This is a genomic window from Mesorhizobium helmanticense, assembly GCF_003034915.1.
GTDB lineage: Bacteria > Pseudomonadota > Alphaproteobacteria > Rhizobiales > Rhizobiaceae > Mesorhizobium > Mesorhizobium helmanticense.
This window is the reverse complement of sequence record NZ_PZJX01000061.1, coordinates 17,600-44,311: the sequence shown is the minus strand read 5'-3', so window position 1 is coordinate 44,311 and position 26,712 is coordinate 17,600. Positions and strand designations below refer to the sequence as shown.

Below are 26,712 nucleotides of genomic sequence, written 5' to 3'. Positions count from 1 at the left end.
ATCATGTATCTTGGCATCGATCTCGGCACATCCAACTCCGCAATTGTCGGCACCGATGGCGAAACCCTGCGGCTGTTCAAGACCGTAGAAGGCATGGACGTCATGCCAAGCGCCATCATGATCGACCGGCGCGGTGGCCTCTTTGTGGGGCGCAAGGCCTACGACCAGTCTGCGTTCTCCCCACAGAGCGTTCAGCAGAAATTTAAGCGCTTGATGGGCACGGGCAGCACGGTCGATTTTCTTGGCACCGATCGCGTGCTTACGCCCGAGGAAGCCAGTGCTGAGGTCATCAAGAGCTTGGTCGGACAGGCCCGTCGCGATCTTCCGGAAATGGAGATCGAGGGTGCAGTGATTACCATCCCAGCGGCATTCAACCAGATGCAGTCGGAGGCCACCATGCGGGCCGCAAAGATAGCGGGGCTTGAAAAGATATCGCTATTGCAGGAGCCGATTGCGGCAGCGATGGCTGCCAATACTGGCATCGGTGGCGGGTCAGCGCAGTTCCTGGTCTATGATCTAGGTGGCGGCACGTTTGACGCCGCAATCGTGCAGAGCATTTCGGGCAACATCACCATTGTCGCGCATGCTGGTGTGAACATGCTGGGTGGCGCCGATTTCGACCGGGCCATCGTGAACAATCTGGTGCGCCCGTGGTTGCTGGAGACCTTCAACCTCCCCGAGAACTTCCAGACCGACGCACGATATTCCCGTCTGATCCGAATCGCGTCGTACCGTGCTGAGCTGTGCAAGATCGCGTTGTCCTCGCAGCAGGTAGATCACGTCTCCGCCGATGAGAACCAGATTGGTACCAAGGACGAGGACGGCACGGACATCTATCTTGACGTCGAGGTGACCCGTGGAGTGCTTGAGAACCTGATCGCGGAAAACGTGGAACGCTCCATCGCGGAATGCCGCACATTGTTGTCCAACAATGGCTATTCGCCCATCGATATGGATAGGGTCGTCCTGATCGGTGGGCCAAGCAGAATGCCCTACGTTCGGGAGCGCGTAGCGTTCGAGCTTGGGATCGCATTGGATACCAACGTCGACCCCATGACCGCTGTCGCCACCGGTGCTGCCATTTTCGCCTCTGGCAGAAATTGGGCCGCCGATGGAGCCACGACATCGCGGACCCGTCGCGCCGCCACGACATCATCATCTAGCCTGCAACTGCGCTTCGAATATATCGACAATACGGCCTCCCCCACCATCAACCTAAAGGTTCGTACGCCGATCGATCCGGTTCCGGCGAATGTGTACGTCCAAATCGATGCTGCGAATGGGTGGACATCAGGAAAACTGCCCCTGTCGTCGATGGTCGACGTCAAGGGCGTTCCGTTGCCACGTGTAGGCTCGAACGAGGTGAAGGTCTCGGTATTCGGCGCGAATGGCGCGCTGGACACCGACGCCAGTGCCGTCCTCAAGGTTACTCGCCTCGCCGCCACGGCAGATGGCATGCCGCTCATGCATAATCTGGCGATCAAGATTGTTAAGGGGGGCATCGGTGCCGAGCACAACAAACTGCACGTCATCGCCAAGAAAGGCGCTCCGACGCCTGCGCGTGGGATGGAATCCTTCCGCGCGTCCAGGGATTTGCGGGCAGGAGAGAAAGCATCGCTCGCGTTCGAACTGTTCGAGCAAGCTGATGATGTCGATGATCCGACTCTGAACCTGGCAGTCGGGTCCTTCGAACTGAAGGGGGATAGCCTGATCCCTGGTCAGATCATCCGTAAAGGTGATCGTGTGAACGTCCACTGGAGCATCGACGCGAACAGCCTGCTCCATTGCCACTTCGAGATCCCGGATGCCGGGCTCTATCACAGCCTTGAGAACATGTACGTTCCAACGAGTTCGGCATCGAATTTCGATGGCCAGGATGGGACACAACTGGCGCGCGGCGGGATCGACGATGCACGAAAGGATCTAGAGTATTTGGAGCGCGCGCTGGGCAGCCGCATCGGCGCTCAATCCCAGAAGCTCCGCAGCAAACTAGAGGCCCAGGAAACCGCAGTGGCCCTGTCGCACGACGCCGACACCAAACGAATGGTGACGCAAGAAGCTCGGTTCCTGCGTCAGGAAATCCATCGTCTCAAGCATGATCCTGTGAACGTCTCGGCTGTTCAGCAGATCGAGCTGGACGACTTCGAGAACCACTATGCCCGGTATTTCGCCAAGGAAGTCGAACCAGAGACAAACACCAACATCACCCGACAGTTGGCATCGGCACGCGACGCGTTGAGGCGCGGAGATCTGCAAGAGAGCCGGCATGCCCTGGAGGAGGCAAGCGCGCTGTTGAACGGATTCATGCTCAAACAGCCTGGGTTCTGGATAGCTCAGTTCGACGGCTTGGTAGATTCCCGGTTCAACGCCATCGACAAGAAACTGCACGATCGCTTAGCGGATCGAGGTCAGCAGGCTATCGCCACGAACAACGTAGACGAGCTTAGAAATGTTGTGATCGAAATGTACCAGAACACCGTTCGTGAAGCTGGTGGCGGTGACTCTGGAATACTTTCTGGGCTCATGCTGTAAGTAGACGAGTGGATGTTTGAGGGACCGCGGCCATCGCGCTCGCCGCACTGACCCGGTAGCGGAGTGCACAATGGGACGATTTTGAACCGACGCGCTAGCGCGCTTTTCCCGATTTGTCCAGCTTACACCGACCACCGGGGACGTTTCCCAGTAGTCCAGGTGCTCCGGTTCGCTCTCTTGTCTCCAAGGCGCCGCGCCGGGCGAGCCACAAAGATCCGAGCGGCGCTATACTTGGGTATTGCCCGGTTGACTGAAATAGCCCGTCATTGACAGCAACTTGCCCGCGGTTCCTTATAATAACATGATAGGCGATTCAGAAATCTTAACTGCAAGCCGCGACACTGCCGCGCCGTCGATGGACGGCGCAGCTGCGGATTTTGCCGAAATAGCGCCGCCGCCGCCGAGCCCGACGATGCTCTCACCAACGCAGGTGCAGAGCGGGCCGCCAATCGAGCCTCTGGTCCGCATCGTCACCTACGATCCGGCGCAATGGGAGACCTTCATCGACGAGTGGGTTTCGTCCCTCAAAACCAAGTATCACAAGGTCCTGCGTTATACCGGCGCGAACGATCGCGGCATCGATGTCGCCGGGTTTGAAGACAAGAATTATCTGCAAGGCATCTGGGACAACTACCAGTGCAAACACTACCGCGACGCCATCACGCCCGGCACGGCGTGGCCCGAAATCGGCAAGATGCTCTGGTACTCGTTTCGCGGCGATTTTGCGCCGCCGCGCGCGTATTACTTCGTCGCCCCGCGCGGAACCGGAACGACGCTCACCCAGTACCTCACGAATAGTCCCGCACTAAAAGCGGCCCTGATCGAGGCTTGGCCGAAGGCCGTCGCTGACAAGATCACCGCAACGCAGCACATAAATCTCGAAGGCAAATTCGCCGAATATGTCGACGCCTTCGACTTCTCGATCTTCCAGCCCGTGTCGCCCCGCGAAGTCATCGAGCAACATCGCGCCACGCCCTATTTCATCGCACGCTTCGGCGGCGGCCTGCCGCCGCGTCCGGTCGTTGGCGCCCCGCCGACCGATCTGGCGGATCACGAGAGCGTCTATGTGGCGCGCCTCCTGGCAGCCTATGCCGACCACACGAAGGCAGAAGTTCCCGGCCTTGCCGCGCTGAAAGCATGGAAGCCGCTCGAAGATCATTTCAAGCGGCAGCGCGAGTGTTTCTATCACGCAGAAGCTTTACGCGTTTTTGTTCGGGACAAAGTGGAGCCAGGCACATTCGAGGGCTTGCAGGATGAAATCTACCATGGTGTAGCGGACACCGCCGATGGCGACCATGCTGACGGGTTTGAGCGCGTCAAGGCTGTAACACAGGCAGCGCAGGACGTTTTGCTCGACGCCCACCCGCTGGGTGCGAGCGCACTCGTGAAAGATAAGCGCGGTATCTGCCATCAGCTTGCCAATGAAGACCGTCTAAAATGGACGAAGTAGCACGCGACCAGTTTTCGCTGACTTTCAACGGCCCCCTCGAGGCGGGCGTACGCGCGGTCGCGGTTCTTGGCTTTACATTTCCGCGCGCCTATGACATCCAGCGGCTGACGGCTTTCGACTATCTGCTGGTCCGAACACATCAACTGGGCGGACCCGACGACCTCCACCCGGCGACGCCGATCCAGACGCCGGCAACGGAAGTTCGCCGCCGTGTGGTTCAGGACGCGCTGCACTTGATGATGACCCGCGATCTGGTCGTGCGCGTTGTCGACGAATACGGAATCTCCTATCGCGCCGGTGAGTCGGCCGCGATGTTCCTCGATTCCTTGAGCACACCCTACCTGACTGCCTTGAAGAGCCGCGCAGACTGGCTCGTCTATCATCTCGCCGATTACACGGACGCCGCCCTCGATGCGTTGATGCGCGAGTTTTTCGATACCTGGGTCGTGGAGTTCCAGAACGTCGAACGAAGCCTCGGTGCGCGCGCATGACGAAAGGTCTGCGCCTGCGGCATCTCAGTTTTCATGGACCGGCGCGCAAGTTCGCGACCATCGCCTTCGGCCCCGGCCTGAATGTCGTCCATGGCGCTTCGAACACCGGAAAATCCTTCATTGTCGACGCCATCGATTTTATGCTCGGCGGCAAAGGGCCGCTACGCGATATTCCGGAGCGGGTCGGCTACGACCAGATCTTGCTCGCGATGGAAACGCTGGAAGGGCACCAGTTCACGCTGGTGAGAAGCACCGAGGGCGGTGCGTTTCGTCTCTTCGACGGTCTCTACTCTGATAAGCTTCCCGAGGGCGATGGCACAACGCTTGCCGATATCCATAGCGAGCGGAATGAGGGAAACCTCTCGGCCTACCTGCTTGCAATGCTCGACCTCGCCCACAAACGGGTAAGAAGGAACAAGCGTGGCGACACGAACAGCCTGAGCTTCCGCAATCTTGCCCGTTTGGTAATCATCAACGAGGAAGAGATCATCCAGCAGCGCTCGCCGCTGTCGGACGGCAACTATACGGCCGACACGACGAACACATCCGTCTTCAAGCTTCTGCTCACCGGAGTCGACGACTCCAAACTCGCGACCACGCAGCCGCGCACCCCGGAAGAACAAAGCCGCAGCGCCCAGCTCGACTTGCTGGACCAACTGATAGAAAGCCACCGCCGCCAGGTCAAAGAACTGGCCGGTCCGCCGGATGAACTGGAAACCCAGCGCGAGCGGCTTGGTGACTCCATGCGCTCGCAAGGCGAGCTTCTTGTCGTCTCCGAATCCGAGTTCAAGGATGCCGCCGGACGCCGTAGAGATATCGCACGCCGCGTCGAAGAAGGAAGAGACCGACTCACTGAGATAACCTCCCTTTTGGACCGCTTCACCTTGCTCGACGCGCACTATCGGTCCGATACGGACCGATTGCGCGGCATTGAAGAAGCAGGCAGTCTCTTTGGGGCTCTCGGTGCCGGCATCTGTCCGTTCTGCGGTTCGGCCCCGGAACATCATCGTAAGGCCGAATGCGATTTCGATGTCGATAAGGCAGTCGCCGCCGCTCAGTCCGAGATACGCAAGATTGAAGTTCGTCAAAGTGAGCTCACCCAGACAATTGCAACATTACGCAAGGAAGCCGTGAGCTTCGAGCGTCGCCTTCCGGCTCTCGAGGAGCAGCTTGCCTCGGTGTCGGGCGAGATAGACCGGGTAGTCGCTCCCAATCTGCGTCAGCTCAGAACGGCTTACAGACAATTGGCCGACAAGGATGGTGAAGTGCGCGAAGCGCTTGCGATCTACCGCGGCCTATCGGACTTTGAGCAACGCAAGGCCGCGCTGGAGCGGGAAGGCGATGCATCCGGGGATGGCGGAAACAGCCTTAGCGAGGTCGACCTGCCCAGCGCGACTGCCGACAAATTTGCCGGTATCGTTCTCTCCACGCTGAAAGCATGGCATTTTCCCGAGATCGACCGCGTTCACTTCGAAGCCAAGACGCGGGACCTAGTCATCAACGGCAAAAATCGCACCTCGTTCGGCAAGGGGCTACGCGCCATCACGCAGGCAGCGTTCACGATCAGCCTTCTCCAGTATTGCAGGCAATCCGACACCCCGCATCCCGGTTTCGTCGTCCTTGACTCGCCGCTGCTTTCTTACCGGGAGCCGGAAGGGGACGGCGACGATCTAAGCGGCACCGACCTAAATTCACATTTTTTCGAGTTCCTTGCGAACCTGGAAGACGACAGGCAGGTGCTTGTTATTGAGAACACCGATCCCCCATCCGATATTCAGGCCTCAGATCAAGCGGTCAAATTCACGAAGATCGAAGGCGTTGGCCGCTATGGGTTCTTCCCGGTCGATTCCGCGCCGCCCGCCCCGTAATCAAGGCAGTTCCTCAGAGCTGCCAGCATAATAGTGCGATGGCTGCCAGCGCGGCGATCTTGCAGACCACCATAAGCTTTGCAAGGTCAGCCCTTCTTGCGGTAGTTTATGATGGGGCACGCTATGCAGTTCGAAGCAGCTTGGAGATTTGACTCGCCCGGAGAAATTCCGCGCGCTGTGGTGAACGAGTTTAACTCGCTCGTCGGCATCATTGCGTCACAAGGTCCTTCGCGAAAGCGGATCTTGGAGCATTTCAAGAGCTATTTTTCCAACTCGTACGGAGCAACTGCATATTCGAGCTCGGATGTAGGTTGGGCAGAATCCGACCTTTACAACAGCATGGTTTCCGCCGGGCAGAACGCACCGTTGTTCATTGATGCGTTCTACGAGGCATGCGAGGCTTTGCGCAGCAGCCCCGAAATCGCATTGCCGGACGCGGCCCGCCTGAACCGGATACTCGCCGAACACAATGCCGGATATGAAATCCATCCGCCGCGTATAGTGGCCACCGGCATTCACAAGCCGATCCCCGTTCCGGAGCGATATGAATCGCTTGACGAAAAGGCGCAGCAGATTATCAGCGAATCCTTCCGACAGTCAGAACAACTGCTTGCCGAGGGCAGACCGAGGCAAGCGGTAGGGGAAATCCTATGGCTGATGGAATCGGTGATGACAGCCTTTCGCGGGCTGAACGCAGGCGAGGCAACCGTTGAAGAAAGATACTTCAACAAAATCGCGAATGAACTCAGGCGCCACCAGAAGGGAACGATGCTGGAGCAGGTCCTGACGTGGCTGGGCGCCCTTCACGGCTACCTCTCATCGCCGACCGGCGGCGGCGTTCGTCACGGCCTCGACCTCAAATCCGGCATTACCATCGGGCCCGCCGATGGCAGGCTCTATTGCAATCTTATCCGAAGCTACGTGACCTTCCTCATGTCTGAGCATGAGCGCCTAAGCCGCCAGTCAGGAGACCAGCGTTGAGCCAAACTGCTACCAGCCGCGGCGCTCGGTCCGAGTTTATCGCTCCGGGCAAAACAAAGGATGATTGGACGAAGTTTGCCAAGCAACTCGTTCCTGGTGGCGGCGCCGACGTTTGGGCCGAGGCTTTCGACAAATTTCTGCTCGGCAGACTCCGTAGCCGCTATCTGAAGCCCATCGCGATGGTGCGGGATAAAGGTGAATGGGAAGGCGAGGGTTTCACCATCGTTTCGATCCAGTGCGCGCTGATCGAGTTTCTTGCGGCGACCCGTGCCGGCAAAAACTATCGGCACAAGAACGCGCAGTCTCCGCATGAATACCAAAACAGCCGCGAACTCTTTGTCGATTTCCTTTTTCAGACTGCACCTTTCGACAAACTATTTTCCAAGGGCGACGCGGGAGATTTTTACAGCAACGTTCGCTGTGCGCTCCTGCACGAGGCCAGAACGAAGAATGGTTGGATTATCTGGGTGACCGGCACCATCGCCATCGATTGCCAGAAGAAGATCGTTAATCGCGACAGCTTCCAGGGCGTTATCGAAGGCTACATCAACGACTACGGTATCGCATTGACGGCCGACGCATCGCTCCAAGAGGCCTTCCTCAGGAAGTTCAATGATCTAGCCGCTTGACGGCGCCTCCGCTGCCGCTGAGCGCGCTCTATCTCGCGCAGCCTTACCGAACCCGTGGGGCGGTTTCGGCCTATATCCATTCCGCATCGTCGAGCGAAGAAGAGCCTGCATGTGCTCTGCCAGGTCGAGCTCACCGCGCGCCTCGATTTTCAAGAGATAGCGGGCCTTGGCCCGGCGATCGCCTTCCCTGACCGCAGGATAGCCGCATACAGCCAGCAGCGCCCTTTCCTCAGCCCGGCTGGCTCTGTCGTGGTCGCGGTTACCGCCGTCCATTTCGTGGATTGCCTTGCCGAACGCCGCGTATGCTGCCTTGTGCGCCTTGATCAACGCCCGCAGATCGCGGGACAGTTCCCGGTCCCGGCGTCGCGGCTCTGTGGCGAGAGCCGTTGCCGCAACCGTCGAGGCGATAACGGCGCTGCCGGCGTTGAGAAGCAAGGCGCGGCGATTGATCCTGGACATGGTGAACTCTCCCCTTCACTTCATGGCAGGCTGCCAGACCGGTGTCGTACCCAGTCGGCCGCGCTTTCACGGTAGCACGACCGTCGGCGCATTCATGTCAGGATGGATGGCACCGTTAGCCGCGTTACAGCCAGGGCATGGCTAGGGCGACCGCGCGATCGGATCACCATTCTGGCCGTTGTGCTAGGACATGGTGATTGATTGCTCCGTCTTCGCCTGGATCATCGGGCGCCGCTCACGCGGCGCCCTCGGCAGTGATGGCTTTCATCACCCGTTCGGTCCCCCATCGTCCGGCCTCGTTAAGATGGCGCTGCCAAGCGCCTTGCGACGGTGACCAGCGAAAGCCGTTGGCCTTCAGCACCCGCCTTGTCGTCTCGTCGGGCTTGGCCGGGAAGATCATCTGAATGCGCGCCATGCCGACGTTCTCGATGATCTCGACGGCTCCGATTCCGGTCTTGACGGTCTGACTTTCGTTTCCCCGCTCCTGCATCCTCGCCAGTGATTTCAGTCGTGATTGCAGGCGACGGATTTCAGCCCGGTTGCCCGCCGTGTCGAAGCCGCGTTTCCATTGCCAGTCGGCCAGCACAATGCCGCGCACGGCGATCGCGGCCGACGTGCCGGTTTGCTCGACCACAGCCTTGATCATGGCGGCATCGTCCGCGCCGTCCCTCTCCATGCGACGGATGATCGCATTCGCCGCCTTGGCCTTGTCGATGGAGAGCGCCAAGGCCTCGATCTTGGCCTTGATCTTCTCGACGGCAGCGGGATCTCCCGAGCGGATCGGCTCGTCATCCGCCCCATGCGGTAAGGCTTTCCGCTTAACGGCTTTGCGGGCTGTGACTGGATGCGCGGTCAGGTCGGCACGGCGGGCGTCTGCGACCTTCCTGCGCTTTTCGTTCCGGGCGACAGGAAAGCGTGCGGGGCCGGTGATGAACCAGTTCATGCACCGTCCTTCCGCCGCCCAAAACCGCCGTGCCAAATCAATATGACGCCGCGCGAACGCCTCGACCTCGGCGACGCCATTAAACTCGGGTGCAATATCGCCCTTGCCGGCCAGGTCCTCGACATAGGCCGCAAAGTCATTGAGACGCGCTGCAAGCTCGTCGAGCTCGATATTTGCGCGCCGGTCCGGAAAATGGGTGAGGGCGTCGAACTGGTGCTCGATGGCCTTCGCCGCGATACTCGCGGCGAAGCCTCCAACGGAGACGACGAGCGTCCCGTTTTCGACAATGGCGACTGTCATCACGCCTCTCCTTCCACAATGGTGGGAGCGCGGCGCTCGATGCGAACCTGCAAGCCCATCAACACGCCTGCGATGATCAGCCCTCCCGCCGTCACTTCGTCGCCGGTCGCAAACACGGGGTCCAGTACTGGGCGGCAGCACTTGAAATAGGCTGCTGCATCTTCAACGCTGATCAGGGGAGAGGCGTAGGGCGCGCTTCCATCGCCGCCGACGAGAACGATTTTCCCGGCCAATGGCTGCGGGTAGCCTTCAAAAATGGTGAAGGCGCTCAGCCCGTCACGCAACCCCTCCTCGTCGACGAACAGGGAATGCCGTTCATCGAAGCGCACAACCTCGATCATTCGGCAGCCGATCAGGTCATACAGCGGTTTGTAGCTGTTCCCGGCCGGAAACTCGACCGCGCGAACAATCGTCGTTTCGGGGTCCAATAGGTAACCGGTCTGTTTCATGGTCTAGCCCTTCCTTTCTCCGCGAAGCGGTCCTGCTCTTGCCCGAGGGGCAGGAGCCCGCTCCTGCTGCCGAGCTCGTGCGGAACAGCGGGAGAGAGGGAGGCAAGGGAAAAAGGGGAGGGGGTTCGCCCGCCCGCAGGCGAAGCCGGAGGGTCCACGCTGATCCGCGCATGCGGATCCGCGTGGATCCTGCACGGAGCGCGGCATTGGCCGCGCGGAGGAAGGACGGGGAGACCGCTTTTTCGCTTGCGAGGGAGAGAGGGCGGAGCCCTCTTTCCCTCTCTCAGTTAATCAACCTCGGCTGCGATCGCGGCCGTCATTCTGAACTGAAAGGAGCCGTCGCCGGCTTGCGCCAGGACGGCTCCCCCGCAGTGTATGACAAGGAGGGCTAGTGACTTGCCATCACCAACTCAGAGCTATCGTGCGGGGCGCACTGTGCTGAATTTGCTCCGCGCTGTAAACGGCTGATACAGCCAATTTAGGTCACCGATAATGATGATCCGCCTGCGAAGCAGAATGCACGAGCGATCGTTACCCGAATGGGCGGAGACCGGTTGAAAACCGGGCTCCGTGCCGCTAGGCATAGAGCGCGGCCACGCAGCGGCGTGCCTGAGACTACCGCACCAGATACCAGTTGCCAGGGGTAACTGCTTATCCATTTCGGCTACATGCGGTTGAACAGATTATATTGGACAAGGGCCAATTGGCACGGGATATGCGAGACCATCATTCGACGACTGGATAGATCAGCATGGCTTGCGCGAGGTCCGGGATCCTCACTTCGACAAACCGCCCTATCGCAAAGCTCCGTTCGGCAATCTCACGCTCAGTGTAGACATCGAAAAGGAGATCAGCGCCAACCTTCGACGCGGCTGGCAACATCGGAAAGGGAAGGGTGCAGTTATGAGGGCAAGAAACAGAAGGCTCATGAAGACAAGCGAAATACCAGCGTTCGTTGATGAGGTGATCAAGGCGGGCTGCGATATCTGCGCTGTCGGCCACGATAAATACGTCTTCGGGGACGCGGACCTATCGCCGAGTGAATTGAAATTTGCATTGCCGGAGCTGGAGCGGATCGAACAGACCTACGGCGATCGAGATTTCTTGATACGAGAGATCGCCGCCTATTTGCGCTCGATTGGCCGCTATCTCGAGGTCGGTTCGTCAGCGAAGCACTGGTCGGCGAATACGAAAACTCGCCAATGATCGCGTGGGGAAATGCGCCGGATGCGGACTTCCAAACCTTTGGAAAAGCTAACTCGGCTTGGCTCTGTTGGCAGAGATCGGAAGGAGGATACTCACCAGAGTGCCTATGCCCGGTGTCGAAGTTATCCTGAATTTTCCTCGCATCGTGTTTACCAGCTGCGCACAGCCTGTCAGTCCGGCCGACGTGTGCGCTTGAGAAAATGGCACAGTCGCCTTTTCCAGGATCTCGGACAGCATGCCCCTTTCGTTATCCACGACTTCGAGCATAGGCGACTGTAACAGGCGAAATGAAGCTGACCGAAGATTATCCATTTCGGGCTGCGGCGTCTTGCCGGAACGGTTTTGGCTTTCCTCGCTACGAGCCGGCGCCGGCGCCCGCCTCCAGGCGGAGGCTCTGGCCAGGCTTGGATATTGGAACGCAAGAATCCACTGGTTGGGCTTTGGACGACGACAGGTGGGGTAGCAGCGTCATCGGCAAACACCACCCAGTGCCGCATGGATAGAAGACGGGTGCCACTTCTTCTTTCTAATCGCGCGAGAGACCCGGTGTCGGTAGCGTTTGTGAGTGAGAGCCGAAGGCATCCTATGCCGCGTTCTATTACAGAACAAACAGGCAGCGACGATGTTGCTCGCGATATCCGTGCCCCCGTCGCGGCGGGCGATAAGATGTTCGGCTGTACACTGAAATCGTTTCGCTTCTCCAACCGATATGTTGTGCTTTCTGGCAAACTCTTCGCAGTTGCGTTCCCACATTTGAAAATCGCAATACCAGCAGCAGAAGTTTTGTTTTAACGCGGCAGCTCGCCGCAAAGTTTGAATGCACATGCCTTTCCCCTCGTCGGAAATTGATCCGACCGTTAGAGAGCTGGCACAGCATGCTCTTATGTTGAGCCCCGACTAACGGGGTATGCCCGAGAACGTGGGCAGGGATATTTGAAATCAATGGGGGAAAATGTAAACCCCCTGCCCAAGCACAAACCGGCTTTCCCCATGCTTCGGCCTTCGACCTGCAGCACCCGCCGCTACCTAACGGCCGGCCCTTCGGGTGGGTGATCCCCCTTCCGGTTTTTGTGCTTGTCTCCACTCTCCCGGTCCTCGCCGGACAGGCAGAGGCGAGGCCTGCCCTGCCTTCCATTCGGAAGGAAAGATGATGGTACGGCCGCTTTTGAAGGAGCTGGTGCGGGATGATTGAAACGAGGATTAGCGGCACATCACTTCGTGTCGTGACACCTACCAGAGAATTTGCTGGTGAACTGACCGGCCAACGCCAAACTCATGTTCACCGGCCGACTCGTCAGCAGACGACAGAAACCGCTCAACGGCCGCGCCTTAGTAACCGCTTCAAGCTCAAACCGGCCAACAAAATGTAAGGCGGCATGGCGAGCGAATAGTGACCACAGTTTAATTCCAAAATATTTGGCCTTGCCCCGGCGTCCTTTAGCCTCTGCATGAACCTCTCCGACAGCTCTGGCAACACCACTTTGTCTCTCTTAGCCAACACAACCTGAAGATCGAGATCGGGCCGTGCCAAACTATGCGCGTAATTCTCCAAGTTAAATGGACCCCAGGCCCTTCTGAGATCGGTCAGCTCAATCTCAGGCTCAAGGCTGGCGCGTATCGATCGCGTCGCGCGGCCCGTCCAAACCATATCCGCTAGACTCCCCGCCGTCAGAAACAACGAGGCTTTTGACACAGCCAAGTCGTGTGCCGCGACTATGGCCGCAACCCAGGAACCTAAGCTCATTCCGAGAACCGAAATCTCTCGATAGCCTTCGCCTTTCAACCAACGTATGAGTTTTCGCCCATCCAACACTGCCTGCCTTACAGATTGGATCGTTCGACCGAGATTAGGGCTAAGCATGTAGTCGGCGTGCACGGAGCCGGGACGGCTGCGTTCGAAGTGATAAGGCATAGCAATCTCGACAACCGTGATTCCACGCTGCGAGAAAAAGTTGGCAATCTGACGATTCCGGGCGCTTGCATTCCAATGGTGAAAAATCACCATCGCCTGATCGAACGACCCGCTTTCTGTGATTTTCGCCGAGACGACATTGTTCTGTTCGATATCAGTAGAAATGTCCGATGGAAATTTGAGCCACCCATCTAGCCTTTCAAAACCCTGATCACTCACACTCGGCTCATCGAAAAAGGCTGGATCAGCCACGGCTTGGTCCGCAAGGGCACAGAACTCCTCGATACTTGTTATCTTCTTCGCACCTGGAAAGGCGCGTTCCGCGTCAAGGACGAAATCCGTTGGTTTCTTCCCTTCCTCACCGCGTCGCGCCCGCCGCTCATCCCAATGATCAAGCCAACTATGATACACTCTGATTGCTTCCTAACTTACTCGCTCGCCATCGCCCCAACCCTGGATCAAACAGGCCGTATATTGCGAGCAGCACTCCAACGCCCAGAAGGATCGAAAAGCCAGCAAATGCATCGATCAGCAAGTAGCCGGCCACGAGTAACGCTACGATCGCTGACATCCTCCACAAAGGCATACAAAACCGACGTTCGACCCCTAAACGGATGGAGCCGTACAGAAATACAACACAGGTCGAAATAGCGATAAGAAGGCTACTGTAATGGGTCGGCCTACGATAACTGATCCCGGCGCTCACATCGTTGTGCCCATAGAAGGCGGAATACATATCGCTGACCAACCAAGCCACAATATTCTCCCCACGCGATGTCAGGTAAGCACTCTGGACCTTCATGACTATGGCGATCAGAACCCCCAAAACAGTACACCGAAAAATTCCACGCATCACTCTGAGGCTGGCTTCGTGCTGGTGTTGATAATCCACTTCCGGCCGATAACTCGCTGCTTCTCCAATTCTCCAAAGATCATGGATCACCGTATAGAGCAAAATGAGACCTACGAAGAACAGATAAAAGCACAGGCACATGTATAGGTAAGCAAGCCCGGTGAATACGACCGCTTCTGGTACCGATATGACCTCAGGGCGCACAATCGCTAACGAGCCCCAATCCGTCGCATAGTTGCCACCACCTTTCATCAACGGGATCAATGACACGCCGATCCACTGAAAAAGACCGGCGAACAGCACACAAATCAAAAAAACCGCCCAATATGAATACGAAGAAGCTTCTACGCTGCGGGCCCAGGCATCGTCGCTTTCCATCTTGTCGCCCTGCGCTACAAGCTTTGGGCGGCCTTCATCTTTCCAAAAGGTCACTAGATCGGTCACGAAGGCAAAAAACAGTGGCAAAAACAGCATGAAGACGAATGTCCAATTCGCTGTCCAAAGAAACCCAACCTGCTTGACGACGCCATCCGCCCGGCCATATGTCACGCTGTGAATCCCCGTAATATACGACAAAAACCCAAGAGCGGTGACACCCGCAAACACCGACGCCGGCAAATTCAGGGGAGATCCGTGACTAAAAAACGCCTCCGATTTCCTCGCCAAACTAAAACGCCGCCTCGGCACCTTGGCGTCAGTATCCCGTTTTAGCTCTGCCGGAGACGCTGTGTCGTCATCGAAGGTCGCAGCCAGTGCTGTATCTGGAATCTCGTGTGCAACGCTGCTTCCGGCTCTCTTCCATTCTCGTCTCTTGGCCGATAACCGCGATTGCGCCGCACTAAGCTCCATCTGCCATTCGCTAGTTGCCACCGGATCATCGCACCCAAAAACCCTCGCCAGCCAACGAATATTGGCAGTGCTAATTCCCTTCTCGTTCTCTTGAAACCAAAGCTGCACCGTTCGCAGATCGACCCCAATCCGGTTGGAATCGATCTGTGAAATCGCCTCTGCGAGTAGCTCGGGCGTCCATGGGCCTGCAGGAAACCCGTCCTTGCCCAATGGCCGACCAGCACCCGCCGCGGCCAAACGCTTGAATATTTCTTTGAAATCACTTTCGTCTCCCGGCGGAGGGAGAAATATTTTTCCATTCTTAATCAATGGCTTACTGGCGCTTCTTTCGTTTCGTTTCGCTGGCCTTCGTATCCTATCGTGCTCTCGTCCTTGATCAACGTTTTTATCAACTCGATTTTGGCCGGGGTGGCAGGGGCGGAGTGTGCCCGCATGAGGAATGAAGCCATGCTGAGCCAAGGAAAATCTTCAAATGACCTATCCGGAGACAACCATTTCACTCGGCAGAATCGCACGGCGATTAATGCTGAGGCGCGGCTCGGCATCCTGGCCGACATAATCGAACGACATGTCGCAGCTCAAAGAGCGGCCAAAGCGTTGCGAGAGGCTGAGAAGGGGCCCGGGGCTGGCGACGTGATCGCGTTGGACGAGGCCGCGGCGCGGCGCGACGTGATTGCGTATCAGCCCGCCGATCACCGGGAATCCATCGGGAAGCTGGTATACATCGCGGCATATTTGATCGCGAGGCGGGAGCGTCTCGAGGAAAGGGAAATGGCGACGGTTATGGAGATTGCGGCGCCTTTTGGGTGAGGTGATCAGCCAACAATGGAGGTGAAAAAGCCCGCTGAAAATGAACTGACCCCCGAAAGTTGGACACAACCTTCGGGGTTTTGCATGTCCAAACACAGTGCGCGTTTCAAACGCTCGGTTGTCGATAGCTATTTTGTGCGGGGCTGAGAGCTACGCGAGTGCGGCGTCGAACAGTGGAGTTGACGCGGCGACTGTGCGCAAGTGGGTTGCTTTGTACCAGGCGCACGGCGATGCCGGGCTGTCGGACAAGCACGATCGTTAATTCAAGGAGCTTCCCGAGCCCCGCGCCGCGATGCGCTTCCGCGATGTGCATGTAGCCGACCTCACCCAAGTAGTCGGCAGCAGGGAGAGGTACCCCCGCCTTCTCGCAAGTCGGGAAGTCGTGGCCGTCGCAGGAGGCGGAGGAAAAGGACGTGGTGAACCTCTACGTGCGGCCGGGGACGAAGTGAACGCACTGCCCTTCCCCCATGCAACGACGCGTGTACCGGCGAATGGTGCCAACGCTAGTTGCTGGAAGGCTCGACCGGAGAAATGCTCGTGATGACGTTCTGCACCAGAGTGTTCCTCCCGTCGTTGCCTGCCTGCACGTAGTAGGGGTTGGCTGTTTGGTCGAACTTGAACTCCACATCCTTGATTTCGTGAAGCTCGTTCATGACGATCGAGGCGGCGTCCAGATCGAATATCGCGAGGTTGAAGCGGTCGGTGCCAAATGAGCTTCGGTAGGCTACGCCATCGAAGCCTTCTCTGTGAAATGCCTCAGCTATGACCTGTGTCGGTGCATAGTCCGCAGTATTGTCATCACGCATAACTGGCGCTCGGAACGCCCTTCCGATGTCTGCCCAGACGGACTCGGACTTTTTCTTAGCTGTCGGTTCGCCGTCAAGAAAAAGCAGATGCCTGTCCGTACCCATGGTGCAGTCCACGACCTTCAAATCCCTATTAATCTTGAAGGCCCCGATGGAGACCAATGATCCAATCCACGGTCGGCACTCTGCCAGCGCTGTATGCCTATCAACGGCCATATATAGGCAGGGAATGCCCTTGGGGTTAGCTCGACCCTCGGATGCTCTACCGGCCAGTGGACGCATGCGCTCGGGCAGGGCAGGCCCCGGAAAAGCGTCGTCAACGTTGGGATCGTACACGTCGTGGTGGGCGACTTGAGCTCGGTAAAAGTGCGCGCCCTTGGAGACCTTAGCCACACGCGAATGGCTCTCGCGGACCACAGTAGTCAAAAAAGCCCGCGCGGAATCCGACCATGTGTAGCGCCATTCGCGAGCGACCTCACGGCGGAAATCCCAATAGCTTCGCCACGATGCGAACTCGTCGGTGGACTTCTGCTTCCGCTTCGGCATGACCTCGTAAGCCTCCTTCAAGGTAATCTATTTGATCAAACGGGGAAGCAAAAAGCGAGCCGATCATCGCGATTAGTCCAGCCGGACATCGCTTCGCAGAATGCGATATTTAGAGCTTGCGACTCGGGCGTGAGCCGGGTCTTTCTTGCGTAGCCTGCTCTACGCTCGGTCGGCTCCAATCCAGTCGGCTATCACCATCACAATCGATCTGGATCGGAAGGGTAAAGCTACCGTGGCGCATAAACCAGAATGGGCCGATTGCGGGCTCTGCGGTGAGCACCGCCTGACAACCCGTGAGCATGTGGTCCCGAAGTCGCTCTATGCGCCGACGCGGTCGAACAGCCGATTTCAGAGGATCATAATCGCTGCATGCAAGGACTGTAACAATGGCTCCGCTGACGATGATGCTCACTTCCGCTTCGTCCTGACGCTCGCAGGCGACACAAATAGTACGGTCGATGAGTTGTGGTCTGGCAAGGTGCGCCGGGCCTTGGCCGAGAAAGACGGTCGCCGACGTGCATTGGATGTCTTCGCGCTAATGCGACCGGCTCCAGATGTTGGCCCCGATCGCCATCGCATCTATCCTGCGGATGATCCCCGCGTTCTAAGAAGCGTCCGCAAAATCATCCGTGGCCTATCACGGCATCATCGGCTTAACTACCCGATCCGAGATGATCAGGTTTTGGCCGACGTTCAACGGCTACCCCTAGCGGATGACCTATTTGCCGCCATGGAGCATAGGTCCGCAGAACCGGACGTGCTGGAGTATGCCTACCTTCATCTCGATGATCCCGAAGGTCTGTTGTCGCAATGGTGGTTGCGGTTCTTCAAGCGGACATCGTTCACGGGACTGGTTTATGCCAGCGAAGCCAAGCGCCAAGAGGTGGTACGAAGCATGGCTGGATAGCTGGTTCGACCTTCTTCGTAAGATTTTACTACAAGATAAGCGGCACACGCAATTCGACATGTACTATTCGGTCTGACTGGATCGTCTGGCGACAAACAAACCCCCGGCGAGCGGGGTTTTGCATGCCACAGGTGCTTAAAGCTCTGGTAGGCCGAAGCAGTCTTTAGAGGGACGTATCTTCGACGACAGCAACGGGTCGACTCCGGTCATTCGGGACAGTTCTGGCCAGAAAATTCATGTGCTGATTGATGGCACAACATCAAGGGAAAAGGCCCACCGCCCAGGCGGGCTCTTTTGTAGCGCAGACGTTTCCTTGATGGCCTGTCACAGCAAGTCAGGCCTTCCATGCACCAGGCGGATGAGTCCGGCCTGTACCGCGCCGGTGACGATTCCAAAAAGCAACGCAGCCACGAAGTTCCAGCCGAAGCAGAGTGAGATGACGAAGCAAACCACCGCTGTTGCAAGGACCGTCACGTAGTCGAGAAATTGATCTTCCATGACGAACACCTTTCCCGTATCGGCCTAGAAGATTGTGGCAACCCATCCGCCGGTGGCTGCCTTTGCGAAGCCCACAACACGGTTGAGAGGCTGTGCCTTGGGCGACATCTTGACCGTGGTCATGCACGAAACGCCGGGGCCGTTGTTGTTTTTGTCGCACTGGCCAAGGGCAAGCGAGATCTTCGGCAGGTCGTTGCGATCCCAGACCAACGGTGAGCTGGATCGCGCGTTCTGATAGGCAGCCAGGGCCTCACCCTCTGACGGTTTCTCCACGACTGGCAGAGGACACAGTGAGGGATCAGCGGCTATCGCCGCCGTGAGCTCGGCCTTGGTAATGGTCCTTGCCTCGACAGTCGGGTGTGGAATTGCCAGCCAGGTTCCGCCGGCGCCGGCCGCAAGGCCGACGCCGGCTGTTATGGCGAGTAGGACGGCATTGTTCATCGCTCTGACCACTAGAGATTCAGATTGAACCAGTGGCGTTGCTTGACGCCCTGATCATTCGGAATGTCGAAGTACCAGGGATCAGCGCGCCTCGGCCGCTGCGAGGAAATCTCCTTGGTGCAAGAGTTTTCTCCGTCACGGGCACGGCGGTTCAAGATCACGCCGGCTTGATGGGCGGGACCGTTTAGACCGGGGTGCGTTTGACAGGTGTTGAGGGTCTTGACGCAACGATCCGGTGCGCTGCGATTTCCGTCCCGGCCATATTGGCTATAGCCGATCTTGGTCCCTTCGGGGCAATCGGCATATTCCTCACGACCCGGTGCACCGGCCTTTGCTTCGTTGCAGATGGGCCACGAGAAGCCAGGCTTCGACATGGCAGCAATAAGTTTGATCATCGGCGGGACGCAGTATTCCACGCCATGCCAGGAAGGGTTTTGCGAGGCTGCGCAAAGCAGGACTTGGCAGCCCCAGGATGCGTCTTGTGCCTTAGTCGCTGTGGCTGGAAGGAGCGCGGCGCCGGCGATGCCGGCGGCATAAATCAGGTGTCTCATGTCAGGCGGTCCTCTGATTATTGCGGGCGTCGCCCAGGCGACAGACGGTGTGTCGTTGGGTGGAGTGGTTCGCGTTCAATCGTCTGCCACTAGACGAAGTCCGGCAGCTATCGATCTGTCCTCAACGGTCGCTTGCGGGCATCGGCAAATGGCGGGGATATTTCAGTCTCGCGTTCGGCCAGCAGATTGAAATCAGCGATCGGTCGGCGATCTGGCGTCTTGTCGACCGCCTTGCGGCGCCATTCATTCATGTCGAGCACGTAGGTTGCCCACATGCCGTAGCGCGCGGCCATGGCGTAACGCTGATAGGCGGCATATTGGCCATTGACGAGATAGGGCGAGGCAACTCGCGCCCAGCCAACACGAAGCATTTCCAGGGCAAGATCTCGAGCGCCGGTGGTGCAACGCGCGATCGCCGTACCGTCGACTCTGTAGGAGATGACGTTGCAGGTCACCGACTTGTTGCCGACCGTCCGTTTAAGCCATGCCTTGGCAAATGGTCCGCACGGAACGGGTGGAGGAGCCTTCACGCGCTCACGGTCTTCCCACTTGGGATCGAGTGCCCATTGCGGCAGCTCGCAAGCGTCGATGTCGGCCAATTGGACGCTCTGTGCGTACTGAGGGTACCAGAGCGTCCGCCCGTCCATGACCGCGACCCGCCCCCTTAGAACAGGATGCACCCGGGTCACCTGGGCGGCGGATGGTTCTACGGCTGGCCGGTAGACCTTGCGGACAGGCTCATTCCTGATGACATCCGCCGCTTCGACGGCCTCAGCGGTTAGGGCAAGCATTGCTGCCGACAGGAGGAGTCGAGCTTTCATCGCTTCGCCTCCTTCTTGGCGCGCTCTTTGGCTGTCTTGGCCAACAGGACTGCCGGGTGCACAACATCGGGGAACTGCCAGAGACCGGCCTTGCGTTCGCGGGCGTCCAGCTCGGCCACGGAGTACGGCGGATGAAGTGGCATGCCCTGATCATCGAGCGAAGCGAAGGCGTAGCCGCTCGAAATCATCATGGTGGCGAGGTCGAGGCGATCCTTGCCAACGGTGGCATAGCAGATGACGTAGGTTAGGTCCGCGGTCTTGGCGACCGGCGCGCAAACCGGCTTGGTGTCCTTGATATAGGCAGCAAACATTGCCAGGGACGCATCGCCACAATCTCGCTTTTGCCCCCTCAAGTCGGTGTAGTTGGTGCCGCGAAGGCAGGATTGAACCCCAAACAGGCGATAGCGTTGCCCCTCTGCAACCCAGGTGTCGCCGGTTTCCAGTGTTATGCCCGGCTCCAGGACAAAATAGCCGTCAGGCGCACTAAGCGCCGTTGCAACACTGGCCACGGTGAGCGTAAGGGCGAGTGAACACCTCATTGGGCCTTCACTCGCGGATCGGCCCACATGCCGTAGGACCCTTCTTTGCCGACATCTTCGGCCTGCGCGAGGTCCGGCCGGTCATAGGAGCCATCGGGCTTTTTTGTCAGACGCAACGCGCCAAGGGACAAAAGCTGCTCCTCGAACATATCAACGGAATCGAGGCTGCCGGGATAATTGTAGTAGCCATAGCAGGTGGCATTCTGCGTCGGTGACGACTGCTCGCTGACGAAGGCCCGGCAGAAGATGACCTTCGGGCTTTTCAGCATTATTTGCAGCTGCTGTTGCGCGAAGTCGGCGCAAGTGCCGGCAAAGCCTTCCTTCCGGTTGACCATTTCACCCTGGCACGGCTGGAGACCGTAAAGGTGAAGATTGGTCTTGCCATCGACCCGGAAATCCGTGGGCGATACCGCCACATATCCGGATGCTGACGCGTAGCCCTTGCGGTCCACGGCTTTGCCGCTGCCGTCATAGTATTCGACGACCAGCACCGTCTTGCCCGGTGCCGCCAGCGACTTGATGTAGTCCTTGTTGACGTTGTCCACGGACCAGGCCGGAGTTGCGATAACGCAGCCTGCGAATGCAGCAAGGATGGTCCGTTTCATTTCCAACCCTTTACCATATTGGTTCATGCCGAATCCCACTTTTGGGGTTTAAGTGTGGCGCAAAAACCTGTATCGCTACACCAAATCGGTTCATACAATGGCGAACTTAATCGGTTTTCGCGACAATCTCAACACCGCAAATGGGGCGGGGTCACGATGACGAAAAGGGCTGGAACGAGTAGCATTTTGGGCAACGGAGCTCTGATTTGCTCGACCCTACTGAATGTGCTCGTCGCTGGCGCCGCCATGGCCCAGGAAGCGCATAAATCCGCTATTTTTGTCGGTAATTTCGGGCAAGCTGGTAGCACCAATGACACTGCGATCAGTGAAATTTTCGATTCTAGATGGAGCCAAAGCGGCGGTCATTATGTCCTCACCGAGGACGGCGTTGTCGCACCAGAGAAGACAGCCAAAAAGGACCAACAGGCATCTACCCATATTGGTACACTGAAGCCGGCTTACACGACCGAGGATGCCACTGCTGAAAATACCATTGTGGGTAAGTTGCCGACAGGACAGATTACCCAAAATGGTGTGGCGAATGCGACTCAAGACAGCATGGCAAGCGTGCAGGCATGCGGTCCGTCACCGCTAAGCCCTTCGGAAATCAAGAAATTAGTCGTCGATGCGGCGCGGCGTCACAAGGTCGACGAGGTTTTCGCCACGGCGATTGCCTGGGCGGAAAGCGGCTTCGACCAAACTCGCAATTCGGACAAGGGCGCACGCGGCCCCATGCAGCTCATGCCTGCGATCGCCGAACGGTTCCAGGTCGAGGACATCTGCGATCCGCAGCAGAACATAGAAGGCGGCATGAAGTACCTGCGGGTCCTGCTCGACGAGTTCCAAAATCCTCTGCTTGTCGCCGCTGCCTACAACAGCGGCGAGCAACGGATCTACGCGTACGGCGGCATCCCGCCGTTCCGGGAAACCGTCGGCTACGTCGCCAAAGTAGTCAATTACCAGCTCGGATTGCCCATGCCGGCGGCGAAGGCAAAGCCCAAGGTCTCCGGGACCACAACAATCGCAGACGGTGGCGAGCACGGCGACGTCGGTGTCATCGCCGTGAAGAAGACCGGCAAGTTTGTCGGTGGAGTGATGCACTTTTGAAGGAGAGAACGCATGAAGTGCAATGCAATTGAGGGACCGAGGGTCGGCGCATGGAAGCTGGCAGCCGTTCTTGGATTGGCTGCGGCCGTGCACATGGCCGGCGTCGATCTAGCCTTGGCGCAAAGTGGTGGTGGTAGTGGCGCCTTCGCGCCACTGCAGACGGCCGTTCAAATGATCGTGGATTTCATCACCGGTCCGTTCGGCCGGCTGCTAGCGATCATTGCAGTGATCGGCCTTGGTTTCCTCGCCTTCGCCGGTCGGCTGTCGTGGTTCACGGCAGGCGCCGTCATCGTCGGCATTGGCCTGGTCTTCGGCGCGCCAACCATCGTCGATGAAATGATTGCGGCTGTCGGCAAATAGCGATGGCTGAGTTCGAGGACGAAAAGCCTGCGCTCACGCCGTTGGTGATCGGCTTGACCCGTTCACCGACGCTCTGGGGCGTGCCGTACATGGCCGTCGTTATGGTCGTCGGTTGTACGATCATCGGGTGGTTGGGCTCCAACTCCCTGTGGGCACTGCTGACGGCACCAGTCGCCTACCTCGTCCTTTTCACTCTGTGCACCTGGGACAGCAAGATCCTCGACGTAATGCAGGTTGCGTCGCGCAAGACGCCCCGCACGCGCAACAAGAGCTTTTGGGGCACCAATTCATACGGACCGTAGCCGATGCTGAAAGTCGTCACAGAAGAGCTTGGGTTTGGGAAGGCCGCTCAAAACGAGCGGCCTATGTCGACTCATATCCCGTATTTGCGCCATGTCTCCGATACGGTGATCGGCTTGGAAAATGGCGCCTTGATCAGCGTCATCAAGCTCGATGGCCTGTTCTTCCAAACTGAGGATCAGGCCACGCTAAACATGCGCTCCGTCGTGCAGAACACAATGATCCGTGCTCTCGGTTCCAGCCGGTTTTCGCTGTGGTCGACGGTCATTCGCCGCTCGGTTGAAACCGAGATCGGAGGCGCTTTTGATGATCCGTTCTGCGACCTGCTCAACAAGCGTTACATGGAACAGTTGCGCCACAAGCGCATGTTCACGAACGAGATCTACCTAACCATCGTAAGGTCAGGCATGAGGGGTGCGCTCGGCATCGGTGACACCCTTAAGCGGATACTCAACAACGCCAGCAGCGACGGCCGCTCTCAGCAGTCACGCGAGGATGTGACGGAACTGGAGGAGCTGGTCACCAACATCACGCGCGAGCTCGAGAAATACGGCGCGCGTGCGCTCGGCATCGTTCGCCGCGAGGGCGAGCCATATTCCGAACCCTGCGAGTTCTTCAACACAATCCTGACCTGCGGCGTGCCACGTAAGATGCGGCTTCCGCGCATGGGCATCAGCAACTACGTCGGCACGTCTCGCCTACATTTCAGCAAGCGGACCATGCAGGCACAAGCCGCTGTCGACGAGGACAGCCGTTTCGGCGCGCTTCTGTCGGTAAAGGAATATCCCCCCTTCACAGGGCCGGGAATGCTCGACGGCCTTTTGCAAGTCAATCACGAGTTCATTCTGACGCAATCGTTCACGATCGCGGACAAGCCCATTGCTCAAGAGCGAATTACGCGCCTGCAACGTCAAATCCAGGCCTCGGATGAAGCGGGTAGCTCGGTCGAACACGACATCGATTTCGCAGTTAACAGCCTGATGAACCAGGAAGCCGTTTTCGGCTTCCACCATCTGACACTGTTGTGCCTGTCGCGCGATCTGGAGGGCGTGAGCAAGGCGGTCTCCGAGCTTGGGGCATGTCTCACCGACATGAACATCAACTGGCTGCGCGAGGATATGAACCTCGAAGCAGCCTTTTGGGCGCAATTGCCGGGAAATCACAGTTACATCGCCCGCAAGGCGTTGCTGTCGAGCGGCAATTTTGCCGGTTTGTCGTCGATGCACAATTTCGCGACGGGGCAATCCGACGGCGTGCATTGGGGCCTGCCGATCACGATCCTGGAAACGACTTCGCAAACGCCGTACTGGTTCAACTTTCACCAACGCGACATTGGCCATTTTCTCGTCACCGGTCCAACCGGCTCGGGCAAAACGGTCGGCCTGACGTTCTTGCTTGCCCAGGCTATGCGTATCAATCCCGCGCCTAAGGCAGTTTTCTTTGACAAAGATCGCGGTGCGGAGATCTTCATTCGGGCGGTTGGCGGCACCTACGAGGTACTGTCCCCGGAAACACCCACCGGCTTCAACCCTCTCCAGCTCGAGAACACCGGACCGAACCGGGATTTTCTCCTGCGGCTGCTAAAGGCAATGCTTCGCGCCAACGATCGTAGCGACTTTAGCCAGGAAGACGACGACACACTCGAGAAGGCCTTGGCTCGGCTCATGCAAGAGCCCGCGGCTGAGCGCAACCTGGTGAACCTGTCGACCCTGCTCGTCGGCCGCTCTCGCGCAGACGCCAACGACCTTCATGCACGGCTGCGGCCATGGATCGACGGCGAAAAGGCATGGTTGTTCAACGCTCAGCACGACGTTCTGTCGTTCTCAGGACATCGTGTCTTTGGCTTCGACATGACCAACATCCTCGCAAATGAAGAGTTGCGCACACCGGCGCTGATGTACCTGTATCATCGGCTGGATGAGCTGCTGAACGGCGATCCTGTCATGTTCTTCATGGATGAAGGCTGGCAGCTGCTCCAGGACGAGACCTTTTCGGCGTTCATCGTCGACAAGATGAAGACCATCCGCAAGCTCAACGGCATTGTCGGTTTCGGAACGCAGTCGGCGGCCGACATCGCCAAGGCCCGCGCATCACACACGCTGATCGAGCAGTCGGCAACGAACATTCACTTCCCTAATCCGCGCGCGGACGAGGAAAGCTACATCACCCGCTTTGGCCTGACGGTCAAAGAATTCAACTTCATCAAAAACACCCCGCCTGAGAAGCGCACTTTTCTCGTCAAGCACGGGAATGACTCGGTCATTGCCCGGCTCGATCTGTCGTCGATGCCCGACATGGTCAAGGTCCTGTCGGGCCGAAAGAAGACGATCGAGGAGTGCGCTGCTCTTCGGGAACAATACGGCGACGAGCCGGAAAAGTGGCTGGCTGAATTTTGCGGATGGGAGAAGGCTCAATGAGAAATCGTCTAGCCCTTGGCTTGCTGGTGACAACACTCGCCACCCCCGTTCCGGCGACGGCGTCCGGTGTTCCCGTCATCGACGGAGCGAACCTCGGCACAAAGACGGATCGGAAGGACAAGACCGGCGAAATCGAAGAGACCGACAAGGACCGGTTTTCGATCAACAAAGGCGTGACCTGCTCCGTCTTCAGGGAAGGTCGCAAGGACGATCCGGTCGCGGCCGCGCAAGCCAACCCGGAAATCGTCGGCCTGGTCAAAAGGGTCGCGAGGGAAGAAGGCGTCGACGAGAACCTGTTTATGGCTCTCGTCTACCAGGAAAGCCGTTTCAATCCATGCGCCCAATCCGGCGCCGGCGCATACGGCCTCACCCAGCTGATGCCGGGGACCGCAAGCGATCTCGGGGTCAATCGCTACAATATCGAGTCCAATTTGCGTGGCGGCGCCCGCTATCTGAAACAGCAGCTCAGGCGGTTCGGCGGCAACATGAATCTGGCACTTGCCGCCTACAATTCTGGTCACGGCAACGTCCAGAAATACGGTGGCATCCCGCCGTTCAAGGAAACACAGGGTTACGTCAAAAAGATCACGCAACAGTGGCTGCCAGCACTCGGTGGGGCGAATGGGGCGAACATCCCGATCAACTATGGCGGCGGCAGCACATCGTACACTGGCATGCGGGATTCGACGATCAACGCCATGGCGACGTCGCAAGCCACGCAGGAGAGCGGCGCCAACGTCGCGTCATGGCTGCAGCAGCTCGGCGGCCTGACCACTGGAACCATTCAGGACAGTTGGGACCACAATTCCGGTGCGCGAAACGCCAATCTCGAAATGATGAACCAGGTCATCCTGCTCGGGTCGACAATGGCAGGCCTGTTCAATTCAAGAAACACGATGCAGCTGACCGAGACGTCCGGCTCATCGCAGTCGTCCGGATACAAAAACAAAGGCGAAATGCCGCGCGAAACCACTGGTCTGTGCGACCCGCGCGAAGGGTTCGAATGGAGCCCGGCGGACAAGGCCTGTGTCCAGAAGCGCGAGCGTGAATCCACCCTCAACCTGCAACTCAAGCTTCAATAA

29 protein-coding genes are annotated in these 26,712 nt (G+C 58.1%); 15 read left to right on the top strand and 14 right to left on the bottom strand.

The window, feature by feature from the left end; translation table 11 throughout:
• Positions 1 to 3 precede the first annotated feature (3 nt).
• The 6 genes from C9427_RS30770 (at position 4) to C9427_RS30745 (ending at position 7,951) form a co-directional block, all read left to right on the top strand.
• Entirely contained in the window at positions 4 to 2,532 is a 2,529-nt protein-coding gene (locus C9427_RS30770; protein WP_107652783.1) for an Hsp70 family protein, read from the top strand.
• 301 nt (positions 2,533 to 2,833) lie between these two features.
• Positions 2,834 to 3,982, top strand: a complete 1,149-nt coding sequence (locus C9427_RS30765) for an ABC-three component system protein (protein WP_245437231.1) — start codon at positions 2,834 to 2,836, stop codon at positions 3,980 to 3,982.
• Positions 3,970 to 4,473, top strand: coding sequence for an ABC-three component system middle component 2 (locus C9427_RS30760; RefSeq protein ID WP_107652782.1), 504 nt, complete (start codon positions 3,970 to 3,972; stop codon positions 4,471 to 4,473). Before C9427_RS30765 ends, C9427_RS30760 begins: the two co-directional genes overlap by 13 nt.
• On the top strand, positions 4,470 to 6,341 hold the full coding sequence (locus C9427_RS30755; RefSeq protein WP_107652781.1) for an AAA family ATPase: 1,872 nt from the start codon (positions 4,470 to 4,472) through the stop codon (positions 6,339 to 6,341). The genes C9427_RS30760 and C9427_RS30755 overlap by 4 nt, the downstream gene beginning before the upstream one ends.
• A 123-nt stretch (positions 6,342 to 6,464) precedes the next feature.
• On the top strand, positions 6,465 to 7,322 hold the full coding sequence (locus C9427_RS30750) for a hypothetical protein (RefSeq protein ID WP_107652803.1): 858 nt from the start codon (positions 6,465 to 6,467) through the stop codon (positions 7,320 to 7,322).
• The gene (locus C9427_RS30745; RefSeq protein WP_107652780.1) at positions 7,319 to 7,951 is read left to right on the top strand and encodes a hypothetical protein; all 633 of its coding nucleotides are present in this window, start codon (positions 7,319 to 7,321) and stop codon (positions 7,949 to 7,951) included. Before C9427_RS30750 ends, C9427_RS30745 begins: the two co-directional genes overlap by 4 nt.
• Here the strand turns inward: C9427_RS30745 and C9427_RS30740 are convergent.
• The 3 genes from C9427_RS30740 to C9427_RS30730 all read right to left on the bottom strand — a co-directional run bounded on the left by C9427_RS30740 (position 7,940) and on the right by C9427_RS30730 (position 10,102).
• A complete protein-coding gene (locus C9427_RS30740; protein ID WP_245437230.1) occupies positions 7,940 to 8,410 on the bottom strand; it encodes a hypothetical protein in 471 nt (156 codons plus the stop codon). The two genes, C9427_RS30745 and C9427_RS30740, sit on opposite strands and share 12 nt — an antisense overlap.
• Before the next feature lie 235 nt (positions 8,411 to 8,645).
• Positions 8,646 to 9,653: a hypothetical protein gene (locus C9427_RS30735; protein WP_245437229.1), complete on the bottom strand. Its 1,008-nt coding sequence runs from the start codon at positions 9,651 to 9,653 to the stop codon at positions 8,646 to 8,648.
• On the bottom strand, positions 9,653 to 10,102 hold the full coding sequence (locus tag C9427_RS30730; protein ID WP_107652778.1) for a DUF3846 domain-containing protein: 450 nt from the start codon (positions 10,100 to 10,102) through the stop codon (positions 9,653 to 9,655). Before C9427_RS30730 ends, C9427_RS30735 begins: the two co-directional genes overlap by 1 nt.
• A gap of 927 nt (positions 10,103 to 11,029) precedes the next feature.
• On the opposite strand from C9427_RS30730, the gene C9427_RS30725 reads away from it, so the two are divergent.
• Positions 11,030 to 11,308, top strand: coding sequence for a hypothetical protein (locus C9427_RS30725; protein ID WP_107652777.1), 279 nt, complete (start codon positions 11,030 to 11,032; stop codon positions 11,306 to 11,308).
• Positions 11,309 to 11,356: 48 nt separating this feature from the next.
• Here the strand turns inward: C9427_RS30725 and C9427_RS35475 are convergent, their stop codons facing one another.
• The 4 genes from C9427_RS35475 to C9427_RS30705 form a co-directional block, all read right to left on the bottom strand.
• Positions 11,357 to 11,575, bottom strand: a complete 219-nt coding sequence (locus C9427_RS35475) for an ATP-binding protein (RefSeq protein ID WP_425351693.1) — start codon at positions 11,573 to 11,575, stop codon at positions 11,357 to 11,359.
• A 201-nt stretch (positions 11,576 to 11,776) separates the two neighbouring features.
• Complete coding sequence (locus C9427_RS35470) at positions 11,777 to 12,061, bottom strand: HNH endonuclease (RefSeq protein WP_353622457.1); 285 nt, start codon at positions 12,059 to 12,061, stop codon at positions 11,777 to 11,779.
• A 562-nt stretch (positions 12,062 to 12,623) separates the two neighbouring features.
• Positions 12,624 to 13,631 (bottom strand): RcgR family putative quorum lactone hydrolase, encoded by a 1,008-nt coding sequence (locus tag C9427_RS30710; RefSeq protein WP_107652774.1) that lies wholly within the window; start codon positions 13,629 to 13,631, stop codon positions 12,624 to 12,626.
• Positions 13,621 to 15,231 carry an RcgA family putative transporter gene (locus C9427_RS30705; RefSeq protein ID WP_107652773.1) on the bottom strand — a complete coding sequence of 537 codons (1,611 nt, stop codon included), beginning with the start codon at positions 15,229 to 15,231 and terminating at the stop codon, positions 13,621 to 13,623. The genes C9427_RS30710 and C9427_RS30705 overlap by 11 nt, the downstream gene beginning before the upstream one ends.
• Positions 15,232 to 15,354: 123 nt before the next feature.
• On the opposite strand from C9427_RS30705, the gene C9427_RS30700 reads away from it, so the two are divergent.
• Together C9427_RS30700 and C9427_RS35465 are read left to right on the top strand one after the other, a co-directional pair.
• Positions 15,355 to 15,732, top strand: coding sequence for a hypothetical protein (locus C9427_RS30700; RefSeq protein ID WP_107652772.1), 378 nt, complete (start codon positions 15,355 to 15,357; stop codon positions 15,730 to 15,732).
• A 97-nt stretch (positions 15,733 to 15,829) separates the two neighbouring features.
• The gene (locus C9427_RS35465; protein WP_107652771.1) at positions 15,830 to 15,994 is read left to right on the top strand and encodes a helix-turn-helix domain-containing protein; all 165 of its coding nucleotides are present in this window, start codon (positions 15,830 to 15,832) and stop codon (positions 15,992 to 15,994) included.
• A gap of 241 nt (positions 15,995 to 16,235) precedes the next feature.
• Here C9427_RS35465 and C9427_RS30690 read toward each other — a convergent pair whose 3' ends face one another.
• Positions 16,236 to 17,084: an RES family NAD+ phosphorylase gene (locus C9427_RS30690; protein ID WP_146172620.1), complete on the bottom strand. Its 849-nt coding sequence runs from the start codon at positions 17,082 to 17,084 to the stop codon at positions 16,236 to 16,238.
• A 145-nt stretch (positions 17,085 to 17,229) separates the two neighbouring features.
• Between C9427_RS30690 and C9427_RS30685 the strand changes: the two genes are divergently transcribed.
• The gene (locus tag C9427_RS30685; protein ID WP_107652769.1) at positions 17,230 to 17,991 is read left to right on the top strand and encodes a hypothetical protein; all 762 of its coding nucleotides are present in this window, start codon (positions 17,230 to 17,232) and stop codon (positions 17,989 to 17,991) included.
• Positions 17,992 to 18,315: 324 nt separating this feature from the next.
• On the opposite strand, the gene C9427_RS34280 is transcribed toward C9427_RS30685, so the two are convergent.
• From C9427_RS34280 to C9427_RS30660, 6 genes are all read right to left on the bottom strand, one after another.
• Complete coding sequence (locus tag C9427_RS34280) at positions 18,316 to 18,489, bottom strand: hypothetical protein (RefSeq protein WP_167434549.1); 174 nt, start codon at positions 18,487 to 18,489, stop codon at positions 18,316 to 18,318.
• 24 nt (positions 18,490 to 18,513) lie between these two features.
• Positions 18,514 to 18,930, bottom strand: a complete 417-nt coding sequence (locus C9427_RS30680; RefSeq protein WP_107652768.1) for a hypothetical protein — start codon at positions 18,928 to 18,930, stop codon at positions 18,514 to 18,516.
• An 11-nt stretch (positions 18,931 to 18,941) separates the two neighbouring features.
• Positions 18,942 to 19,481, bottom strand: coding sequence for a hypothetical protein (locus tag C9427_RS30675; RefSeq protein WP_107652767.1), 540 nt, complete (start codon positions 19,479 to 19,481; stop codon positions 18,942 to 18,944).
• Positions 19,482 to 19,588: 107 nt separating this feature from the next.
• Complete coding sequence (locus C9427_RS30670; protein ID WP_425351692.1) at positions 19,589 to 20,128, bottom strand: thermonuclease family protein; 540 nt, start codon at positions 20,126 to 20,128, stop codon at positions 19,589 to 19,591.
• Positions 20,129 to 20,298: 170 nt separating this feature from the next.
• Positions 20,299 to 20,841, bottom strand: coding sequence for a thermonuclease family protein (locus tag C9427_RS30665; protein WP_107652765.1), 543 nt, complete (start codon positions 20,839 to 20,841; stop codon positions 20,299 to 20,301).
• Complete coding sequence (locus tag C9427_RS30660) at positions 20,838 to 21,446, bottom strand: hypothetical protein (RefSeq protein ID WP_107652764.1); 609 nt, start codon at positions 21,444 to 21,446, stop codon at positions 20,838 to 20,840. The genes C9427_RS30665 and C9427_RS30660 overlap by 4 nt, the downstream gene beginning before the upstream one ends.
• A 246-nt stretch (positions 21,447 to 21,692) precedes the next feature.
• Between C9427_RS30660 and C9427_RS34275 the strand changes: the two genes are divergently transcribed.
• Genes C9427_RS34275 through C9427_RS30630 form a run of 5 tightly spaced genes read left to right on the top strand, consistent with a single transcriptional unit; the run spans position 21,693 to position 26,712 of the window.
• On the top strand, positions 21,693 to 22,553 hold the full coding sequence (locus C9427_RS34275) for a lytic transglycosylase domain-containing protein (protein ID WP_245437228.1): 861 nt from the start codon (positions 21,693 to 21,695) through the stop codon (positions 22,551 to 22,553).
• A 12-nt stretch (positions 22,554 to 22,565) separates the two neighbouring features.
• Positions 22,566 to 22,913: a TrbC/VirB2 family type IV secretion system protein gene (locus C9427_RS30645; RefSeq protein ID WP_107652761.1), complete on the top strand. Its 348-nt coding sequence runs from the start codon at positions 22,566 to 22,568 to the stop codon at positions 22,911 to 22,913.
• 2 nt (positions 22,914 to 22,915) lie between these two features.
• Complete coding sequence (locus C9427_RS30640) at positions 22,916 to 23,215, top strand: VirB3 family type IV secretion system protein (RefSeq protein WP_107652760.1); 300 nt, start codon at positions 22,916 to 22,918, stop codon at positions 23,213 to 23,215.
• A 3-nt stretch (positions 23,216 to 23,218) separates the two neighbouring features.
• Positions 23,219 to 25,630, top strand: a complete 2,412-nt coding sequence (locus C9427_RS30635) for a VirB4 family type IV secretion/conjugal transfer ATPase (protein ID WP_107652759.1) — start codon at positions 23,219 to 23,221, stop codon at positions 25,628 to 25,630.
• Positions 25,627 to 26,712, top strand: a complete 1,086-nt coding sequence (locus tag C9427_RS30630) for a lytic transglycosylase domain-containing protein (RefSeq protein WP_107652758.1) — start codon at positions 25,627 to 25,629, stop codon at positions 26,710 to 26,712. Before C9427_RS30635 ends, C9427_RS30630 begins: the two co-directional genes overlap by 4 nt.

Coding starts and splice junctions, on each gene's coding strand:
- C9427_RS30645 (WP_107652761.1), top strand. CDS start 22,566: ATGAAGTGCAATGCAATTGAGGGACCGAGGGTCGGCGCATGGAAGCTG.
- C9427_RS30665 (WP_107652765.1), bottom strand. CDS start 20,841: ATGAGGTGTTCACTCGCCCTTACGCTCACCGTGGCCAGTGTTGCAACG.
- C9427_RS30635 (WP_107652759.1), top strand. CDS start 23,219: ATGCTGAAAGTCGTCACAGAAGAGCTTGGGTTTGGGAAGGCCGCTCAA.
- C9427_RS34280 (WP_167434549.1), bottom strand. CDS start 18,489: ATGGAAGATCAATTTCTCGACTACGTGACGGTCCTTGCAACAGCGGTG.
- C9427_RS30700 (WP_107652772.1), top strand. CDS start 15,355: ATGAGGAATGAAGCCATGCTGAGCCAAGGAAAATCTTCAAATGACCTA.
- C9427_RS30740 (WP_245437230.1), bottom strand. CDS start 8,410: ATGTCCAGGATCAATCGCCGCGCCTTGCTTCTCAACGCCGGCAGCGCC.
- C9427_RS30630 (WP_107652758.1), top strand. CDS start 25,627: ATGAGAAATCGTCTAGCCCTTGGCTTGCTGGTGACAACACTCGCCACC.
- C9427_RS34275 (WP_245437228.1), top strand. CDS start 21,693: ATGGCCCAGGAAGCGCATAAATCCGCTATTTTTGTCGGTAATTTCGGG.
- C9427_RS30675 (WP_107652767.1), bottom strand. CDS start 19,481: ATGAGACACCTGATTTATGCCGCCGGCATCGCCGGCGCCGCGCTCCTT.
- C9427_RS30760 (WP_107652782.1), top strand. CDS start 3,970: ATGGACGAAGTAGCACGCGACCAGTTTTCGCTGACTTTCAACGGCCCC.
- C9427_RS30770 (WP_107652783.1), top strand. CDS start 4: ATGTATCTTGGCATCGATCTCGGCACATCCAACTCCGCAATTGTCGGC.
- C9427_RS30765 (WP_245437231.1), top strand. CDS start 2,834: ATGATAGGCGATTCAGAAATCTTAACTGCAAGCCGCGACACTGCCGCG.
- C9427_RS30725 (WP_107652777.1), top strand. CDS start 11,030: ATGAAGACAAGCGAAATACCAGCGTTCGTTGATGAGGTGATCAAGGCG.
- C9427_RS35470 (WP_353622457.1), bottom strand. CDS start 12,061: ATGTGGGAACGCAACTGCGAAGAGTTTGCCAGAAAGCACAACATATCG.
- C9427_RS30670 (WP_425351692.1), bottom strand. CDS start 20,128: ATGGACGGGCGGACGCTCTGGTACCCTCAGTACGCACAGAGCGTCCAA.
- C9427_RS30660 (WP_107652764.1), bottom strand. CDS start 21,446: ATGAAACGGACCATCCTTGCTGCATTCGCAGGCTGCGTTATCGCAACT.
- C9427_RS30730 (WP_107652778.1), bottom strand. CDS start 10,102: ATGAAACAGACCGGTTACCTATTGGACCCCGAAACGACGATTGTTCGC.
- C9427_RS35475 (WP_425351693.1), bottom strand. CDS start 11,575: ATGCTCGAAGTCGTGGATAACGAAAGGGGCATGCTGTCCGAGATCCTG.
- C9427_RS30680 (WP_107652768.1), bottom strand. CDS start 18,930: ATGAACAATGCCGTCCTACTCGCCATAACAGCCGGCGTCGGCCTTGCG.
- C9427_RS30640 (WP_107652760.1), top strand. CDS start 22,916: ATGGCTGAGTTCGAGGACGAAAAGCCTGCGCTCACGCCGTTGGTGATC.
- C9427_RS30755 (WP_107652781.1), top strand. CDS start 4,470: ATGACGAAAGGTCTGCGCCTGCGGCATCTCAGTTTTCATGGACCGGCG.
- C9427_RS30735 (WP_245437229.1), bottom strand. CDS start 9,653: ATGACAGTCGCCATTGTCGAAAACGGGACGCTCGTCGTCTCCGTTGGA.
- C9427_RS30750 (WP_107652803.1), top strand. CDS start 6,465: ATGCAGTTCGAAGCAGCTTGGAGATTTGACTCGCCCGGAGAAATTCCG.
- C9427_RS30690 (WP_146172620.1), bottom strand. CDS start 17,084: ATGCCGAAGCGGAAGCAGAAGTCCACCGACGAGTTCGCATCGTGGCGA.